This is a genomic window from Streptomyces sp. ME19-01-6 (genome assembly GCF_033793745.1).
In the GTDB taxonomy this organism is placed as follows: Bacteria; Actinomycetota; Actinomycetes; order Streptomycetales; family Streptomycetaceae; genus Streptomyces.
This window is the reverse complement of the sequence record NZ_JARAXF010000004.1, coordinates 45,675-61,825: the sequence shown is the minus strand read 5'-3', so window position 1 is coordinate 61,825 and position 16,151 is coordinate 45,675. Positions and strand designations below refer to the sequence as shown.

At 71.3% G+C, this 16,151-nt stretch carries 15 protein-coding genes; 11 read left to right on the top strand and 4 right to left on the bottom strand.

Features of this window, described 5'->3' with window-relative positions; translation table 11 throughout:
* Nucleotides 1-37: 37 nt before the first annotated feature.
* On the top strand, nucleotides 38-907 hold the full coding sequence (gene rsmA / locus PV419_RS10230) for a 16S rRNA (adenine(1518)-N(6)/adenine(1519)-N(6))-dimethyltransferase RsmA (RefSeq protein ID WP_319687642.1): 870 nt from the start codon (nucleotides 38-40) through the stop codon (nucleotides 905-907).
* A 92-nt stretch (nucleotides 908-999) separates the two neighbouring features.
* Entirely contained in the window at nucleotides 1,000-1,932 is a 933-nt protein-coding gene (locus PV419_RS10225; RefSeq protein WP_319687641.1) for a 4-(cytidine 5'-diphospho)-2-C-methyl-D-erythritol kinase, read from the top strand.
* A 6-nt stretch (nucleotides 1,933-1,938) separates the two neighbouring features.
* Here the strand turns inward: PV419_RS10225 and PV419_RS10220 are convergent, their stop codons facing one another.
* On the bottom strand, nucleotides 1,939-2,379 hold the full coding sequence (locus tag PV419_RS10220) for a hypothetical protein (protein ID WP_319687640.1): 441 nt from the start codon (nucleotides 2,377-2,379) through the stop codon (nucleotides 1,939-1,941).
* 165 nt (nucleotides 2,380-2,544) lie between these two features.
* Between PV419_RS10220 and PV419_RS10215 the strand changes: the two genes are divergently transcribed.
* From PV419_RS10215 to PV419_RS10205, 3 genes are all read left to right on the top strand, one after another.
* Nucleotides 2,545-4,371 (top strand): ABC-F family ATP-binding cassette domain-containing protein, encoded by a 1,827-nt coding sequence (locus tag PV419_RS10215; RefSeq protein WP_319687639.1) that lies wholly within the window; start codon nucleotides 2,545-2,547, stop codon nucleotides 4,369-4,371.
* A 276-nt stretch (nucleotides 4,372-4,647) separates the two neighbouring features.
* Nucleotides 4,648-6,510, top strand: coding sequence for a hypothetical protein (locus tag PV419_RS10210; protein ID WP_319687638.1), 1,863 nt, complete (start codon nucleotides 4,648-4,650; stop codon nucleotides 6,508-6,510).
* Nucleotides 6,511-6,845: 335 nt separating this feature from the next.
* Nucleotides 6,846-7,532 carry a helix-turn-helix transcriptional regulator gene (locus PV419_RS10205; protein ID WP_319687637.1) on the top strand — a complete coding sequence of 229 codons (687 nt, stop codon included), beginning with the start codon at nucleotides 6,846-6,848 and terminating at the stop codon, nucleotides 7,530-7,532.
* A gap of 26 nt (nucleotides 7,533-7,558) precedes the next feature.
* Here the strand turns inward: PV419_RS10205 and PV419_RS10200 are convergent, their stop codons facing one another.
* On the bottom strand, nucleotides 7,559-7,906 hold the full coding sequence (locus PV419_RS10200) for a hypothetical protein (protein WP_319687636.1): 348 nt from the start codon (nucleotides 7,904-7,906) through the stop codon (nucleotides 7,559-7,561).
* Between the two features lie 49 nt (nucleotides 7,907-7,955).
* The gene (locus tag PV419_RS10195; protein ID WP_319687635.1) at nucleotides 7,956-9,626 is read right to left on the bottom strand and encodes a sodium:solute symporter family protein; all 1,671 of its coding nucleotides are present in this window, start codon (nucleotides 9,624-9,626) and stop codon (nucleotides 7,956-7,958) included.
* Between the two features lie 185 nt (nucleotides 9,627-9,811).
* Here PV419_RS10195 and galT point away from each other — a divergent pair, with 185 nt between their 5' ends.
* The 4 genes from galT (at nucleotide 9,812) to PV419_RS10175 (ending at nucleotide 14,335) form a co-directional block, all read left to right on the top strand.
* A complete protein-coding gene (gene galT, locus PV419_RS10190) occupies nucleotides 9,812-10,879 on the top strand; it encodes a galactose-1-phosphate uridylyltransferase (RefSeq protein WP_319687634.1) in 1,068 nt (355 codons plus the stop codon).
* The gene (gene galE, locus PV419_RS10185; protein ID WP_319687633.1) at nucleotides 10,876-11,859 is read left to right on the top strand and encodes a UDP-glucose 4-epimerase GalE; all 984 of its coding nucleotides are present in this window, start codon (nucleotides 10,876-10,878) and stop codon (nucleotides 11,857-11,859) included. Before galT ends, galE begins: the two co-directional genes overlap by 4 nt.
* 35 nt (nucleotides 11,860-11,894) lie before the next feature.
* Entirely contained in the window at nucleotides 11,895-13,094 is a 1,200-nt protein-coding gene (gene galK, locus PV419_RS10180; RefSeq protein WP_319687632.1) for a galactokinase, read from the top strand.
* A 341-nt stretch (nucleotides 13,095-13,435) separates the two neighbouring features.
* Entirely contained in the window at nucleotides 13,436-14,335 is a 900-nt protein-coding gene (locus PV419_RS10175; RefSeq protein WP_319687631.1) for a response regulator transcription factor, read from the top strand.
* Here PV419_RS10175 and PV419_RS10170 read toward each other — a convergent pair.
* Nucleotides 14,294-14,791: a MarR family winged helix-turn-helix transcriptional regulator gene (locus PV419_RS10170; protein ID WP_311726340.1), complete on the bottom strand. Its 498-nt coding sequence runs from the start codon at nucleotides 14,789-14,791 to the stop codon at nucleotides 14,294-14,296. The two genes, PV419_RS10175 and PV419_RS10170, sit on opposite strands and share 42 nt — an antisense overlap.
* A 125-nt stretch (nucleotides 14,792-14,916) precedes the next feature.
* Between PV419_RS10170 and PV419_RS10165 the strand changes: the two genes are divergently transcribed.
* Together PV419_RS10165 and PV419_RS10160 are read left to right on the top strand one after the other, a co-directional pair.
* Nucleotides 14,917-15,735: a trans-aconitate 2-methyltransferase gene (locus tag PV419_RS10165; protein WP_319687630.1), complete on the top strand. Its 819-nt coding sequence runs from the start codon at nucleotides 14,917-14,919 to the stop codon at nucleotides 15,733-15,735.
* Nucleotides 15,735-16,097 carry a VOC family protein gene (locus PV419_RS10160; RefSeq protein ID WP_319687629.1) on the top strand — a complete coding sequence of 121 codons (363 nt, stop codon included), beginning with the start codon at nucleotides 15,735-15,737 and terminating at the stop codon, nucleotides 16,095-16,097. The genes PV419_RS10165 and PV419_RS10160 overlap by 1 nt, the downstream gene beginning before the upstream one ends.
* Nucleotides 16,098-16,151 lie beyond the last annotated feature (54 nt).

Genomic DNA, 16,151 nt, shown 5'->3' with positions numbered 1-16,151 from the left:
TCGCGGGGGCGTCCCGCGGGGGCCGTAAACTTCACCGGTGAGCTCCACCGACGCAGGCGCCCTGCTGGGCCCCGCCGACATCCGCGAACTGGCCGCCCGGCTCGGCGTGCGCCCCACTAAGCAGCGCGGCCAGAACTTCGTGATCGACGCCAACACGGTCCGCCGGATCGTCCGGACCGCCGACGTCCGGCCCGACGACGTGGTCGTCGAGGTCGGCCCGGGGCTCGGCTCGCTGACCCTGGCCCTCCTGGAGGCCGCCGACCGGGTCACGGCCGTCGAGATCGACGACGTGCTCGCGGCCGCGCTCCCCTCGACGGTCCAGGCGCGGCTGCCCGGCCGCGCGGACCGCTTCGCGCTCGTCCACTCCGACGCCCTGCACATCACCGGGTTGCCCGGCCCCGCGCCCACCGCGCTGGTCGCCAACCTCCCGTACAACGTCGCGGTGCCGGTGCTGCTGCATATGCTCGACCGCTTCCCCACCATCGAACGGACCCTCGTCATGGTCCAGTCCGAGGTCGCCGACCGGCTCGCGGCGCCGCCCGGCTCCAAGGTGTACGGCGTGCCGTCGGTGAAGGCCGCCTGGTACGCCGACGTCAAGCGCGCCGGGGCGATCGGCCGCACCGTCTTCTGGCCCGCGCCGAACGTCGACTCCGGCCTCGTCTCCCTCGTCCGCCGCCCCGCCCCGCCCCGTACCACCGCCACCAAGGAGCAGGTCTTCGCGGTGATCGACGCGGCCTTCGCACAACGCCGCAAGACGCTCCGGGCGGCCCTCGCGGGGTGGGCCGGATCCGCGGCGGCGGCGGAAGCCGCGCTGACGGCGGCCGGGATCTCGCCCCAGGCGCGGGGCGAGGCGCTGACGGTGGAGCAGTTCGCGGCGATCGCGGAGCGCCGCCCCGCGGCGGCCTGACCCCCCGCCCCAGTCATCGCGCGGCTTCCCCATGTGGTGCTGGGGGCTGCGCCCCAGACGTGACCGACGAAGAGCCCGAGGAGAAGCCAGCCGTGACCCGATCCGTGACCGTCCGCGTGCCCGCGAAGGTCAATGTCCAGCTCGCGGTCGGTGGCCTTCGGCCGGACGGGTTTCACGACCTGGCCAATGTCTTCCTCGCGGTGGGGCTGTACGACGAGGTCACCGCCACCCCGGCCGACGACCTGCGGATCACCGTCTCCGGCGCGGACGCGCACCTCGTGCCGCTCGACCGCGCCAACCTCGCCGCCCGCGCCGCCCTCGCGCTGGCCGCGCGGCACGGCGTCGAACCGCGGGTCCACCTGCACATCGACAAGGACATCCCCGTGGCCGGCGGCATGGCGGGCGGCAGCGCGGACGCCGCCGGGGCGCTGGTGGCGTGCGACGCGCTGTGGGGGACGGCGGCCTCCCGCGCCGAACTGCTGGAGATCTGTGCCGAGTTGGGCAGCGATGTGCCGTTCAGTCTGGTCGGCGGGGCGGCCCTGGGCCGGGGGCGGGGCGAGCTGCTCACCCCGCTGGAGACCGGCGGCGCCTTCCACTGGGCGTTCGCCGTCGCCGAGGGAGGACTGTCCACCCCCGCCGTCTACCGCGAGTGCGACCGGCTGCGCGCCGCCGACGGCCAGGGGGCCACGGTGGACGACGTACCCGACCCCGAGCCGTCCGCGGCTCTCCTGGAGGCGCTGCGCACCGCGGACGTGAGTGCGCTCGCCGTCGCCGTGACCAACGATCTGCAGCCCGCCGCGCTGTCCCTGCGGCCCGCCCTGGCCGAGACGCTGCGCGCGGGCACCGACGCGGGCGCGCTCGCCGCGCTGGTGTCCGGCTCGGGCCCGACCTGCGCCTTCCTGGCCGAGGACGCGGAGGCGGCCGCCGCCGTCGCGAAGGCCCTGGCCGCCTCGGGCACCTGCGGTGCCGTACGGGTGGCCACGGGGCCCGCGGCGGGGGCGGCCGTCGTCCGCTCGGCCGGGTGACGGGCGTTACCCGATGACCAGCAGGTTTATCAGCCAGGCGACCCCGAGCGCCGCCAGCGAGGCGCCCCACACCACGCGGCCGAGCAGGCGCTGGGAGAAGGCTCCCCACGTGCCGGCCAGCGCGGCGACCAGCGAGGTGTAGACGGCGACGTAGACGATGGTGTCCTGGCCGCCGTCGGTGCAGATGAAGCGGGTGTCGTCGACACCGCACTCCGAACCGGCGGACATCGCGATCATGGGCAGGAACATGAGGGTCAGCCCGGCGCCGAGCCATACGATCCCGACCGCCAGCCCCCGGATGGTTCTCATTCTGCGGTCCGCCCGCCGCTGGACGGCGGCCCGCTCCGCCTCGGCCGCCCTCGCCTGGGCCAGCTCCTGCTCCCGGTCGGCCTCGACCGTCCCCGCGCCCGTCCCCGCACCGGCCCACAGGCTCCTCGCGTGATCCATGGCACAGGACGCTAGGAGCGAGATCATCCGCGGCACATCCGTACGGATACTCAGGCGAGATAGTTATGACGGCCTACTCACTACGGCGTACGCACACCGGCGCGCCCGTACCGCTTCGCGCGGCGACTACCCTGGGATGCCGATCGATCCGTATACAGGAGTGTGATGGCCACCAACTTGGTCAACGTCGAAGCCGTCGGCAAGGTGTACGGCACCCGGGCGCTGCTCGACGGCATCTCCCTCGGGGTGAACGAGGGCGACCGCATCGGCGTCGTCGGCCGCAACGGTGACGGCAAGACCACCCTGATCCGGATCCTCGCCAAGCTGGAGCCCGCCGACACCGGCCGCGTCACCCACGCCGGGGACCTGCGGACCGGCGTGCTCACCCAGCACGACTCGCTTGACCCCGCGGCCACCATCCGCCACGAGGTCATCGGCGATCTCGCCGACCACGAGTGGGCGGGCGACGCCAAGATCCGGGACGTGCTGACCGGGCTGTTCGGCGCGCTCGACCTGCCGGGGTTCGCCCAGGGCCTGGACACCGTCATCGGCCCGCTCTCCGGTGGCGAGCGCCGCCGGATCGCGCTCGCCAAGCTGCTCATCGCCGAGCAGGACCTGATCGTCCTGGACGAGCCGACCAACCACCTCGACGTCGAGGGCATCTCCTGGCTGGCCGGTCATCTGCGGGCGCGGCGCTCGGCGTTGGTGGTGGTCACCCACGACCGCTGGTTCCTGGACCAGGTCTGCACCCGGATGTGGGATGTGCAGCGCGGCGTGGTGCACGAGTACGAGGGCGGCTACAGCGACTATGTGTTCGCCCGCGCCGAGCGGGAGCGCATCGCCGCCGGCGAGGAGGCCAAGCGGCAGAACCTGGTCCGCAAGGAGCTGGCCTGGCTGCGCCGCGGCGCCCCGGCCCGTACCAGCAAGCCCCGCTTCCGTATCGAGGCGGCGAACGCGCTGATCGCGGATGTGCCGCCGCCCCGCGACTCCGCGGAGCTGATGAAGTTCGCGAACTCGCGCCTCGGCAAGACCGTCTTCGATCTGGAGGATGTGACCGTCCAGGCGGGCCCGAAGGTGCTGCTGACCCATCTGACCTGGCAGCTGGGGCCCGGCGACCGGATCGGCCTGGTGGGTGTGAACGGCGCGGGGAAGACCTCGCTGCTGCGGGCCATGGCCGACGCGGCCGCCAGTGACGCCGAGCGGCAGCCGGCGGGCGGCCGGGTGGTGGTCGGCCGGACCGTCAAGCTGGCGTATCTGTCGCAGGAGGTCGCGGAGCTGGACCCGGCCTGGCGGGTGCTGGAGGCCGTGGAGCAGGTGCGGCAGCGCGTGGACCTGGGCAAGGGGCGGGAGATGACCGCCTCGCAGCTGTGCGAGAAGTTCGGCTTCACCAAGGAGAAGCAGTGGACGCCGGTCGGCGACCTCTCCGGCGGTGAGCGGCGCCGGCTGCAGATTCTGCGGCTGCTGATGGACGAGCCGAACGTGTTGTTCCTCGACGAGCCGACGAACGACCTCGACATCGAGACGCTGACCCAGCTGGAGGATCTGCTCGACGGATGGCCGGGCTCGCTCGTGGTGATCAGCCACGACCGGTACTTCATCGAGCGGACGACGGACCGGGTCTTCGCGCTGCTGGGCGACGCGACCCTGCGGATGCTGCCGCGTGGCGTCGACGAGTACCTGGAGCGGCGGCAGCGCGTCCAGGCCGCCGCCGCGGCGTCGGCTGCCGTGGCGCCCGGCCGGCAGAAGGCCGCGGAACAGCCGGGCGCGGGGCAGAAGTCGGCGGCCGAGCAGCGCGCCGCGAAGAAGGAGCTGCAGAAGATCGAGCGGCGCCTGGACCGCATCGGCGAGCAGGAGGCGGAGCTGCACGAGCGGATCGCCGAGCACGCCACGGACTTCGCGAAGGTCGCGGAGCTCGACGCGCGGTTGCGGGAGTTGACGGGGGAGCGGGAGGACATGGAGACCCGCTGGCTGGAGCTCGCCGAGGACGTATAGCGGCCGTACGGCACGGCGTGTGAGCACGGCAGGTGAACACGGCGTGTGAAGGCGGTGTGGACGAGGGCAACGGTCGCGTCACAGGCCGGTCTCAGCTGGTCGATGAGGCTGAGACCGGCCCGTGGCCTGACAGCACCGGGTGATACAAAGAACTCCCGCTTGCCTGCCGCTCACTGGCGGGTTTTGTGTCCGATTCGCTCCTTCCTGGGGGACTTTGAACCCGGGATCGCGGGGGAGGTCGATCGGTTCACAAACCCGCGCACGAAGGAAATTCCGATGTCACAGCCGCCTCCGCCGCCCAATCAGCCGCCGCAGGGCGGCTTTGGCGCACCGCAGGACCCCTCGTACGGCTATCCGCAGCAGCCGCCGGGAGCGCCGCCCGCCCAGCCGGGCTACGGCTACCCGCAGGCGCCGGGCCAGCCGCCGCAGGCTCCCCAGACCCCGCCGCCGGCCCCGCAGGCCCCGGCCACGCCGCCCCCGCCCGGCCCTCCGCAGACTCCTCCGTCGGGCATGCCCCAGACGCCCCCACAGGGCGCCGGTGGCTACGGCTATCCGCAGCCGCAGTCCGTGCACGCGCAGCCGACGCAGGTGGGCATGCCCGCGGCGTACCCGTCCGGCCAGCAGCCGCAGTACGGATACCCGCCCCAGGGCCCGTACCCGCCCCAGGGCCCCTACCCGGCCGGGACGCCGGGCGGCCAGGGCGGCGGGAACAAGTCCAAGCAGCGCATGATGATCATCGTCAGTGCGGTGGTCGCGGTCGCGCTCATCGTCGGCGGCGGCATCTTCTTCGCCACCAAGGGTGGCGGTGACGACCCCGACCCCAAGCCCACGGGCAAAGAGACCAGCCAGAACGACACCTCGGGCACGACGGGCGGCACCAAGGACGTGCCCGCGCCCGAGACCGTCGACGCGAAGCTGATCAACAAGATCGACATGCCGAAGGTGAGCGACCAGATCACCGCTCAGGGCATGTGGCTGACCGACGACACCTTTGTGAAGGCCGGGGTCTACAAGATCGTCGGCTATCCGCTGGACGGCGGAAGCCCGAAGTGGACCATCCCGCTGCCGGGCGAGGTTTGCTGGTCCTCGTCCCACATCACCGAGGACGGCCTGACCGCGATCCTCTTCCAGGGGGCCAAGCCCTCCAAGAAGGACAAGTATCCCTCCTGCACGGAGGTCGGGCTGTTCGACCTGAAGAACGGCAAGATGCTCTGGCAGAAGCATGTGAGCTCCTACGACGACAAGATGCGCTTCGACGAGGTGACCCTGGGCGGCGGCACCGTCGCCGCGGGCGGCTCCTCCGGCGGTGCGGCCTGGTCGCTCGACGGCAAGCCGCTGTGGAAGCCGCAGGACGGCGAGGACTGCTCGGACGACGGCTACGCGGGCGGCGGCGACAAGCTGATCGCGGTGCGCCGGTGCGGCCAGTACGACACCCCGCAGCTCGAGGTGCAGACGGTGGACCCCAAGACGCGCGCGGTGAAGTCCAGCTACAAGGTCTCCTCGGGCCTGGAGTACGTCCATGTGGTGTCCACCGACCCGCTGATCATCGGCGTGGACGCGGGTGACTCGACGGGTGCCTCGGTCTCCGACTTCCTGACGATCGACGACAGCGCCAAACAGGGCAAGGTCGTCAGCAAGATTTCCACGGAGGGCGGCAAGTACGTCGCCGACTGTGAGACGACCAATGTCGAGGGCTGCAAGATGATCGCCGTCAGCAAGTCGGCGAACGCCCTCTACATGGGGTCGGAGGACCGTACCAGTGCCACCTCCGGCACGGCGAACGAGGTCGTCGCCTTCAGCCTGAAGACCGGCAAGGCGATCGGCAAGGCCGACGGGGTCCAGGGCGCGGCGCTGACGCCGATCGGCCTGGACAAGGACGGCTTCCTCGTCGCCTACCAGGAGAGCACCTACGACCAGGGTGGCGCGGTATGGCGGATCGACCCCAAGTCGTACAAGAAGGACAAGCTGCTGCAGAACCGAGCCGCCGACGCCGAGATGGAGTCCAACTTCGACCCGAAGTACTCGGAGGTCATGTACGCGAATCAGCGGCTCTACATGAGTGACGTGTACGCCACCAAGCCCAGTGGCAGCTACGACAAGAACGACCCGCTCGCCGTGATCTTCGGCGCGGGGAGCTGATAGGCGCCTCGGGAAGGCACGGCACAGGTCGTGTGCACGCGGCCCCGCTCGTACGGTACGTACGGGCGGGGCCGCTGCCGTTGGCGCCGCATCGATCCGAATCGGACGTCAAGTAGATGTCAAGTAGGCGCGAATGGCCGGGATTTCGGCATTCCGGGGGGCTTCTTCCGGGTAAGGGGCGCATGACGTCGAACAAGCGTGTAGCTTCCCGGGGGCAAGGGATGCCAGGGCCTCCGCGCGAGGCCCGGCAGTCGAGGGGGTGCTGGCGCGGACGGCGGGACTGAGCGGTCTGGGAGCGGCCGGGACTTCATGCCTGACCGGATGAGGGGGAGCTCGTGGGCGTGCGACTCATGGTGGTCGATGACCACCGTCTGCTCGCCGAGGCGCTCGCTTCGGCGTTGAAGCTGCGCGGGCACCGGGTGCTCGCGGCGGCCGCGCCGAGCGCGGGGGCGGCGGAGCTGGTGGTGAGCCGGGCACCGGAGGTGTGTCTGCTGGGCACGGCGGCGCCCGCCGAGCCCGGGGCCTTCGAACCGGTCGTACGGATAAAGAAGGAGCGGCCGCAGGTCGCCGTGGTGGTGCTGGGCCCGGTGCCGAGCCCGCGCGGCATCGCGGCCGCGTTCGCGGCCGGGGCGTCCGGCTATGTGCGCCACGACGAGCGCATCGAGGGTGTCGAGCGGGCGATGGTGAAGGCGCGGGCGGGGGAGGCCGCCGTGGCGCCGCAGCTGCTGCAGGGCGCGTTCGCGGAGCTGCTGAACCCGGCGGCGCAGCCGGACGACGAGGGTTCCCGGCTGCTGCGGATGCTCACCCCCCGTGAGGTGGAGGTGCTGGTGCGGGTCGCGGAGGGCGAGGACACCAGGATGATCGCCGCGGGCATGGGGATCGCGCCCAGCACGGCGCGTACGCACGTCCAGCGGGTGCTGATGAAGCTGGGGGTGGGGTCCCGGCTGGAGGCGGCGGCCCTGGCGGCGCGCACGGGGCTGCTGGACCGGGCGGCGACCCACCAGGCGGCGCCCCCGCCGTAGCCGCGCCGCGGCCGCCCGTACGCAGCTCAGCCGCGGTCCTCCGTCTCCGGCCTCGGGACCGGGCCGGGGCCCTCCTTGGGCGGCTCGGGCGCGGGGTGCGGCGGGGCGGGGGGCCGCAGTTTCAGCCAGAGCAGGAAGAGCAGCCCGAGGACGAGCATGCACAGACCCGTCCAGAGGTTGATGTTGATGTTCTCGGCCTTCTTCAGGTCCGCGTCCGAGGCGGTGATCCCGGCGATGGTGACCATGACGCCGTAGATCACGAACAGGCCGCCGATGATCCGCCGTACGTCGAAGAGCCGGGCCGCGGTCGCCGACTTCCCCTCCAGCTCCTCGACCTGGTGCTGGTACTCGTACTCGTCGTACTCGTCGCTCATGGCTCGGGCTTGCCTCCGATCGGAAGGTGACGGGAGAACGGGGAGCAGATCACAGGGAGAACGGGATGTAGCACAGCGCCGCCAGCACGATCGCGCCCCAGCCCAGCAGGGCCGGCCGGCGGTACCAGGCCTCGTCGCCGGCGGCCGGCGGCTCGGCCATTCCCGGGGAGGTGGTCCCGTAGACCAGCCCGGCCAGCGACTCCACCGGCTTGGGCTTGGTGAACAGCGAGACGGTCACCATCACCACGCCGCCGACCACGAACGCCACGATCGCCGAGACGAAGTTGGCCCCCTGGTCGCTCGGGATGGCGATCACGCCCCCCTTGTAGAGCCAGAAATAGTTGATCATCGCGGCCACGGTCCCGGACAGCAGCCCCCAGAACCCGGCCGCGGCCGTGGCCCGCCGCCAGAACATGCCGATGATGAAGACGCAGAACAGCGGCACGTTGAAGAACGAGAACAGGGTCTGCAGATAGTTCATGATGTTGCTGAAAGAGGAGGCGATGAAGGCCGTCCCCATGCCGCACAGCACGCCGATCGCCGTCACCACGCGCCCGGTGAGCAGGTAGTACTCGTCCGGGCGGCCCTTCTTGACATACGCCCCCCAGATGTCGTTGGTGAAGACGGTGTTGAAGGACGAGACATTGGCCGCCATGCCCGCCATGAAGGCGGCGAGCAGACCGGTCACGGCGACGCCCAGCACGCCGTTGGGCAGCAGATCGCGCATCAGCAGCGGGATCGCGTCGTTGTACTGCAGCCCGCTCTTCTTGGTGCCGATGTCCGGCTCGACGACCAGGGCGATCAGCCCGGGGACGACCACGATCAGCGGGATGAACATCTTGGGATAGGCGGCGATCAGCGGGGTGCGCTGGGCGGCCGAGAGGTTCCTGGCGGACAGGGCGCGCTGCACCTCGGCGAAGTTGGTGGTCCAGTAGCCGAAGCTCAGGCAGAAGCCGAGGCCGAGCACGATGGTCAGCCAGTTGGCGCCCAGCGGGTTGTCGGAGCCGATGCCGGTGCCGCCCCAGGCGGAGGTGAAGTTCTCCCCGTACCTGTCGTTGAGCGAGTCGGCCAGCCCGCCGAAGCCGCCGACCCGCTTGAGACCGACGACGGTGAGCGGGATCAGGGCGGCCAGGATGACGAAGAACTGCAGCACCTCGTTGTAGATCGCCGAGGAGAGCCCGCCGAGGGTGATGTACGCCAGCACGAAGAGGCCCGCGACCACGATGGCCACCCACTGCGGCCAGCCCAGCAGCGCCTCCACCACGATCGCCATCGCGTAGAGGTTGACGCCCGCGATCAGTACGGACGCCACCGAGAAGATGATCGAGCTGAGCAGGTGCGAGGAGGAGCCGTACCGGTGCAGCAGGAACTCCGGGACCGACCGCACCTTCGAGCCGTAGTAGAAGGGCATCATGACCAGGCCGAGGAAGACCATGGCCGGGATGGCGCCGACCCAGTACCAGTGCACGGTGTACGCGCCGTACTGCGCGCCGTTGGCTGCCATGCCGAGGATCTCCAGGGCGCCCAGATTGGCGGCGACGAACGCGAGACCGGTCACCCAGGCGGGCAGCGAACGGCCGGACAGGAAGAAGTCGAGGCTTGTCTTGACACTCGCTCTGGCGGCGAATCCGACACCCAGGACGACCACGAAGTAGAGGATGAGAATGGAGTAGTCGAGTGCGTTGGTGGGGAGCCGGAGGCCTTCGGCCAGATAGTGCATGAGTGACTCGCTTCATCGCCAGAACGGAATGCACCAGAAACGTGCGGTGAAGGTATCCGAATTCTCCTGCTTTGTCCGGCCACCTTCACGCTCATTGACGCAGCTGTTGAGTTGTGGTTCATTGTGTTCGGTTGTGTTGGGTGGCAGCCATTGGATGGTCCATGGCAGTGACAGGAGTTGGCGCAGTGAAGAAAACGGCGACGCGGCTCGCGGATGGACGCGAGCTGATCTACTACGACGCCCGCGACGACGCGGCGCGCGACGCCGTCGACCCGCGGCCCCTGGACCCCATCGCCACCAGCTCCGAGATCCGCCATGACCGCCTGCTCGGCGACCGCGTCGCGGTCGCCTCGCACCGCCAGGGCCGCACCTACCACCCGCCGGCCGACGAGTGCCCGCTGTGCCCCTCCCGTGAGGGCCGGCACAGCGAGATCCCCGCCGCCGACTACGACGTCGTGGTCTTCGAGAACCGCTTCCCCTCGCTGGCCGGGGACTCGGGGCGCTGCGAGGTCGTCTGCTTCACCTCCGACCACGACGCCTCCTTCGCCGACCTCACCGTCGAACAGGCCGCCCTCGTGCTGGAGGCCTGGACCGACCGGACCGCCGAGCTGGCCCAACTCCCCTCGGTCGAGCAGGTCTTCTGCTTCGAGAACCGCGGCAAGGAGATCGGCGTCACCCTCGGCCACCCGCACGGGCAGATCTACGGGTATCCCTTCACCACGCCTCGTACACAGCTGATGTTGCGCTCGCTCGCCGAGCACCGTGAGCGCACCGGCCGCAACCTCTTCGACGACGTGGTCGCCGACGAGCGGGCCGACGGGCGGCGCATCGTGCTGGAAGGCGAGCACTGGATCGCCTTCGTGCCGTACGCGGCACACTGGCCGTACGAGGTGCACCTGTATCCCAAGCGCCGCGTCCCCGACCTCCGCGACCTCGACGAGGGCGCGCGCACAGAGTTTCCACAGATGTATCTGGAACTCTTGAAGCGCTTCGACCGGATTTTCGACGGGCGGGGTGGTGGGAGGGAAGGGGCCAGTGAGCCGCCGACGCCGTACATCGCGGCCTGGCACCAGGCGCCGTTCAGCATCGCTGACCGGGGTGAATTCGCACTTCACCTCGAGCTTTTCACCATCCGCCGCACTTCCGGCAAGCTGAAGTTTCTCGCGGGTTCCGAATCCGGCATGAATGTGTTCATCAACGATGTGCCGCCGGAGGCCGCGGCCGAGCGACTGCGAGAGGTAGCGAGCAAGTGAGCCATGCGCAGCAGAGGAAGTACCTGGTCACGGGCGGTGCCGGCTATGTCGGCAGCGTGGTTGCGGCGCATCTGCTTCAGGCCGGTCACCGGGTGACCGTCCTGGACGACCTGTCCACCGGGCACCGCGCCGGGGTGCCGGAGGGCGCGGAGTTCATCGAGGGGCGCATCCAGGACGCCGGCAAGTGGCTCGACCCCACGTACGACGGGGTGCTGCACTTCGCGGCCTTCTCGCAGGTCGGCGAGTCCGTCGTGAACCCGGAGAAGTACTGGGTCAACAACGTCGGCGGGACCACCGAACTGCTCGCGGCGATGCGCGAGGCGGGCGTCCGCACGCTCGTCTTCTCCTCCACCGCCGCCACCTATGGCGAGCCGGAGCAGGTCCCGATCACCGAGGACGCCCCGACCGCGCCGACCAATCCGTACGGGGCCACCAAGCTCGCCGTCGACCACATGATCAGCGGGGAGTGCGCGGCGCACGGCCTGGCGGCGGTGAGCCTGCGGTACTTCAACGTCGCGGGCGCCTACGGGACGTACGGCGAGCGGCACGACCCCGAGTCGCACCTCATCCCGCTCGTCCTCCAGGTCGCGCAGGGCCGCCGCGAGGCGATCTCCGTCTACGGCGACGACTACCCCACCCCCGACGGCACCTGCGTGCGCGACTACATCCATGTCGCGGACCTGGCCGAGGCCCACCTGCTGGCGCTGGGCGCCGCGGCCGAGGGCGAGCACCTGATCTGCAACCTCGGCAACGGCAACGGCTTCTCGGTCCGCGAGGTCATCGAGACCGTGCGCCAGGTCACCGGCCACCCGATCCCCGAGGTGGCCGCCCCGCGCCGGGGCGGCGACCCGGCGGTCCTGGTGGCCTCGGCCGACCGGGCCAAGGAGCGCCTGGGATGGCGCCCGAGCCGCGCCGACCTGGCCGGAATCGTCGCGGACGCCTGGCGGTTCGCACAGCACGTCGCACCTGACGCGCGATAACGCGCCATAAGGCGCAAGAACAAGGAGACTGGCAAGTGAGTGACAGTGTGAGCGGCCCGGAGCGCGCCGCGGAGGGTTTCCGCAAGGTGTTCGGGACCGAGCCCGAGGGTGTCTGGGCGGCCCCGGGCCGGGTCAACCTGATCGGTGAGCACACCGACTACAACGACGGCTTCGTCATGCCGCTCGCGCTGCCGCACACCTGCCTGGCCGCCGCCCGCGCGCGGACCGACGGCGTGCTGCGGCTGCACTCCGGGGACGCGCCGGGCGGGGTCGTCGAGCTGCGCGTGGACGACCTCGCGCCGGTCGCCGACGACGCGGGCGGCGACCGCGGCGGCTGGGCGGCCTACCCGGCGGGTGTGGTGTGGGCGCTGCGCGACGCGGGAGTGCTCTCCGGCACCGGGGCCGGCGGGGCGGATCTGTACTACACCAGCACCGTGCCGACGGGCGCGGGCCTGTCCTCCTCCGCCGCGCTGGAGGTGGTGACCGCCACCGCGCTGAACGAGCTGTACGGGCTGGGCCTGGAGCCGCTGCGCATCGCCCAGCTGTGCCAGCGCGCGGAGAACGTCTTCGCCGGCGTCCCCTGCGGGATCTTGGACCAGACCGCGTCCGCCTGCTGCACGGAGGGGAACGCGCTGTTCCTGGACACTCGTGAACTCTCCCTGCGTCAGGTGCCCTTCGACCTGGCGGCCGAGGGGCTGCGGCTGCTGGTCGTGGACACCCAGGTCAAGCACGAGCTGGGCGACGGCGCGTACGCCAACCGGCGCGCCGCCTGCGAGGCGGGCGCGCGGGCGCTCGGGGTGCGCGCCCTGCGCGATGTCGCGTACGAGGGCCTGAACGACGCGCTCGAGGCGCTCGCCGGTGACGAGACGCTGGTCAAGCGGGTGCGCCATGTGGTGACCGAGAACCACCGGGTGGAGGAGGTCATCGAGCGCCTCGACGCGGGCGCCACCCGGTCGATCGGCCCGGTCCTGACCGACGGGCATGCCTCATGCCGCGACGACTTCGAGATCTCCTGCGCGGAGCTCGACCTGGTCGTGGAGGCGGCGAACGCGGCTGGCGCGCTCGGAGCCCGGATGACCGGCGGCGGCTTCGGCGGCTCGGCGATCGTGCTGGTGGAGGAGGCGGACGCGGAGGCGGTCGGGAAGGCGGTCGCCGAGGCGTTCGCGGCGGCCGGGTACCGGGCCCCGCGGATCTTCCCTGCGGTGCCGAGCGCGGGAGCACGGCGCCTGTCCTAACTGCCGTAGCAGACCGGCCAGTTGAATCGATGGATCGATCAAATCCCGTACTCTTTCGTTGACTTACTCATCACAACGGAACACGATCCTCACGAGAGCAGGTCAACGTCGGTGCGCCGACGGTCAGTTTTGCCGAAATTCACCCCCGGTGTCGGATCCCGGCCGTACGCTGTGCACAGCGTCGGTGGGGGCCGACGCTTATCAGGGGGCGAGACAGGCAGGTACGACGCCCGGGGTGGGGTAGTGATCAGCACGGCGGCGGCTGTGCGGTCGCGGCGACCCCCGCACCGGGCGCCGTGCCCGCACTGGGATTTTCCGTATCCGGAGTCGTGGGGGGTTCCGTGGCACGTATTCGGGTTCTCGTGGTCGATGACCATCGCATTTTCGCCGAGTCGCTGGCGGCCGCCCTCGCGGCGGAGCAGGACGTGGAGGTCGCGGCGGCCGGCAGCGGTCCGGCGGCGCTGCGCTGCCTGGAGCGCGGGGCGTCCGAGGGGCGCCGTTTCGATGTGATGCTGGTCGACGCGGACTTGGGAAGGGAAGTCAGGGAGGTCAGGGGGGCCGTCGGCATCCCTCCACAGCCACTGCCCGCGCCCGCCGAGTCGCTGGTGAGCGGCGCGACGACGGGTCACGGGGCCGTGGGCCGCGCGACGGTCGGCGGCGCGACGGTCGGCGGCGGGGTGGCGAACGGCCACGCGGCGCCCGGCCGGATGACGGCCGGCCGGCCGGTGGACGGCATCTCGCTGGTCGGCGGCGTCCGCTCCGCACAGCCGGGCGTGCGTACGGTGGTGCTGGCCGAGCGCGACGACCCGCGCCGGGCGGCGGCGGCCCTGCAGGCCGGGGCGTGCGGCTGGGTCGCCAAGGACTGTTCGCTCTCCCGTCTGCTCGCCGTCATCCGGGGCGTGCTGCGCGACGAGACGCATCTGCCGCCCGCGCTGCTCACCGGCGTGCTGCGGGAGCTGACGGCCGCCCGTAAGCACCGCACCGAGAGCGAGCGGCTGGTCGAGTCGCTGACCCCGCGCGAGCGCGAGGTCCTGCGCTGCATGGTGGCCGGGCTCGGCCGCAAGGCGGTCGCCGAGCGGCTGTATCTGTCCCCGCACACGGTCCGCACCCATATGCAGAACGTGCTGGGCAAGCTCGGCGTGCACTCCACCCTGGCGGCCGTGGCCCTGGCCCGCCGCGCCGGGGTCGGCCCGGCCGACCTAACCGGGGAGATTGTCGAACGGGGCGGTCAGCTGGCGTAGCAGCGCGGCCAGTTCGGCCCGCTGCGCCTGGGACAGCTCGGCAAGGATGGCGTGCTCCTGGTCGAGCAGTCCGGCGAGCGCCTGGTCGGCCCGGTCGCGCCCCTCGACGGTGAGCCGCACCAGCACCCCGCGCCGGTCGCTGGGGTCGGGCAGCCGCTCGACGAGGCCCTTCTTCGCCAGCCGGTCGATCCGGTTGGTCATGGTGCCCGAGGTGACCAGGGTCTGGGTGAGCAGCTGCCCCGGCGAGAGCTGATACGGCGTCCCGGCCCGGCGCAGCGACGTCAGGACGTCGAACTCCCAGGGCTCCAGATTGTGCTCGGCAAAGGCGATCCGCCGCGCCCGGTCGAGATGGCGGGCGAGCCTGCTGACGCGGCTGAGCACTTCCAGCGGCTCCACGTCGAGGTCGGGGCGCTCCCGGCGCCACGCCGCGACCAGCCGATCGACCTCGTCCTCCATGACGATCAGTGTAGTTGGTCTGTCGACATGAAGTCTCTTGACATCAAGAGATCTCCTGGAGCACCGTAGGGCCCGGCACCGTAGATCGTGCCGCACACCATGCGTACCTGCCTGGGGGCTTCGTCATGCACTCTTCACCCACCTGGGATCCGCGGCAGTACCTCCGCCACTCCGGTTACCGCACCCGCCCCTTCCTCGACCTCCTCGCCCGCGTCCCCGACCTCCCCACCGCTCCCGGCCGCCCGCCCCGCATCGCCGACCTCGGCTGCGGCGCCGGCAATGTCACCGTCCTCCTCTTCGACCGCTGGCCCGACGCCCATGTGACCGGCCTCGACAACTCCGCCGAAATGCTGGAGGCGGCCCGCGCCCACACGGCCCCCGAGGGCGGCGGCAGGCTCGACTTCCGCCCCGCCGACGCCGCGCACTGGGCCCCCGACGAGCCCTTCGACCTGATCGTCTCCAACGCGCTGCTCCAGTGGGTCCCCGGTCACCCCGAGTCCTTCCCGGCCTGGATCGCCGCCCTCCGCCCCGGCGGCACCCTCGCCTTCCAGGTCCCGGGCAACTTCGCCGCCCCCAGCCACACCATCCTGGCCGACCTGTGCGACGCCCCCCACTGGCGAGACCGCCTCTCCACCCACGGCGAACGCCCCGCCCCCGTCCTCGACCCGGCCGCCTACCTGGAGCACCTGGCCGCACTCGGCTGCGAGGTAGACGCCTGGGAGACCACCTATATCCAGATGCTGACCGGCCCCGACCCGGTCCTCGACTGGGTCAAGGGCACCGCCCTGCGCCCCGTCCTCACCGCCCTCCAGGACGACCCGACGGCCCGCGACGCCTTCCTGGCCGAATACGCCGAACTCCTCCGCAAGGCCTACCCACCCGGCCCGCACGGCACGGCCTTCCCCTTCCGCCGCATCTTCGCCGTCGCCCGGAAGGGGGAATGATGCTCGCCGCGATCGACCATGTGCAGCTGGCCGTCTCGCCGGGCGCCGAGGACGCGCTCCGCGCGTACTACGGCGAAGCGCTCGGCATGACCGAGATCGCCAAGCCTCCCGCCCTGGCGGCCCGCGGCGGCCTGTGGTTCTCCTACGGGCCGGTCCAGCTCCACCTCGGCGTCGAGGAGCACTTTCGGCCATCGAAGAAGGCCCACCCGGGGCTCCGGGTGACGGGCATCGACGCCCTCGCGGCACGGCTGGCGGAGCACGGCGCCAAGGTCGTCTGGGACGAGAACCTGCCGGGCCACCGCCGCTTCTACTCCCAGGACCCGGTCGGCAACCGGCTGGAGTTCCTGGAGCCGATCGCCTGACCTCACCCGATCGGATGATCGGACCTCGTCGGGTGCGGGGTGTGCCAAGGCTGC

Excerpts from the sequence above, each read along its gene's own strand:
- PV419_RS10220 (WP_319687640.1), bottom strand. The coding sequence starts at position 2,379 with ATGGATCACGCGAGGAGCCTGTGGGCCGGTGCGGGGACGGGCGCGGGG.
- PV419_RS10215 (WP_319687639.1), top strand. The coding sequence starts at position 2,545 with ATGGCCACCAACTTGGTCAACGTCGAAGCCGTCGGCAAGGTGTACGGC.
- PV419_RS10210 (WP_319687638.1), top strand. The coding sequence starts at position 4,648 with ATGTCACAGCCGCCTCCGCCGCCCAATCAGCCGCCGCAGGGCGGCTTT.
- PV419_RS10200 (WP_319687636.1), bottom strand. The coding sequence starts at position 7,906 with ATGAGCGACGAGTACGACGAGTACGAGTACCAGCACCAGGTCGAGGAG.
- PV419_RS10195 (WP_319687635.1), bottom strand. The coding sequence starts at position 9,626 with ATGCACTATCTGGCCGAAGGCCTCCGGCTCCCCACCAACGCACTCGAC.
- PV419_RS10170 (WP_311726340.1), bottom strand. The coding sequence starts at position 14,791 with ATGGAGGACGAGGTCGATCGGCTGGTCGCGGCGTGGCGCCGGGAGCGC.
- PV419_RS10165 (WP_319687630.1), top strand. The coding sequence starts at position 14,917 with ATGCACTCTTCACCCACCTGGGATCCGCGGCAGTACCTCCGCCACTCC.
- PV419_RS10160 (WP_319687629.1), top strand. The coding sequence starts at position 15,735 with ATGCTCGCCGCGATCGACCATGTGCAGCTGGCCGTCTCGCCGGGCGCC.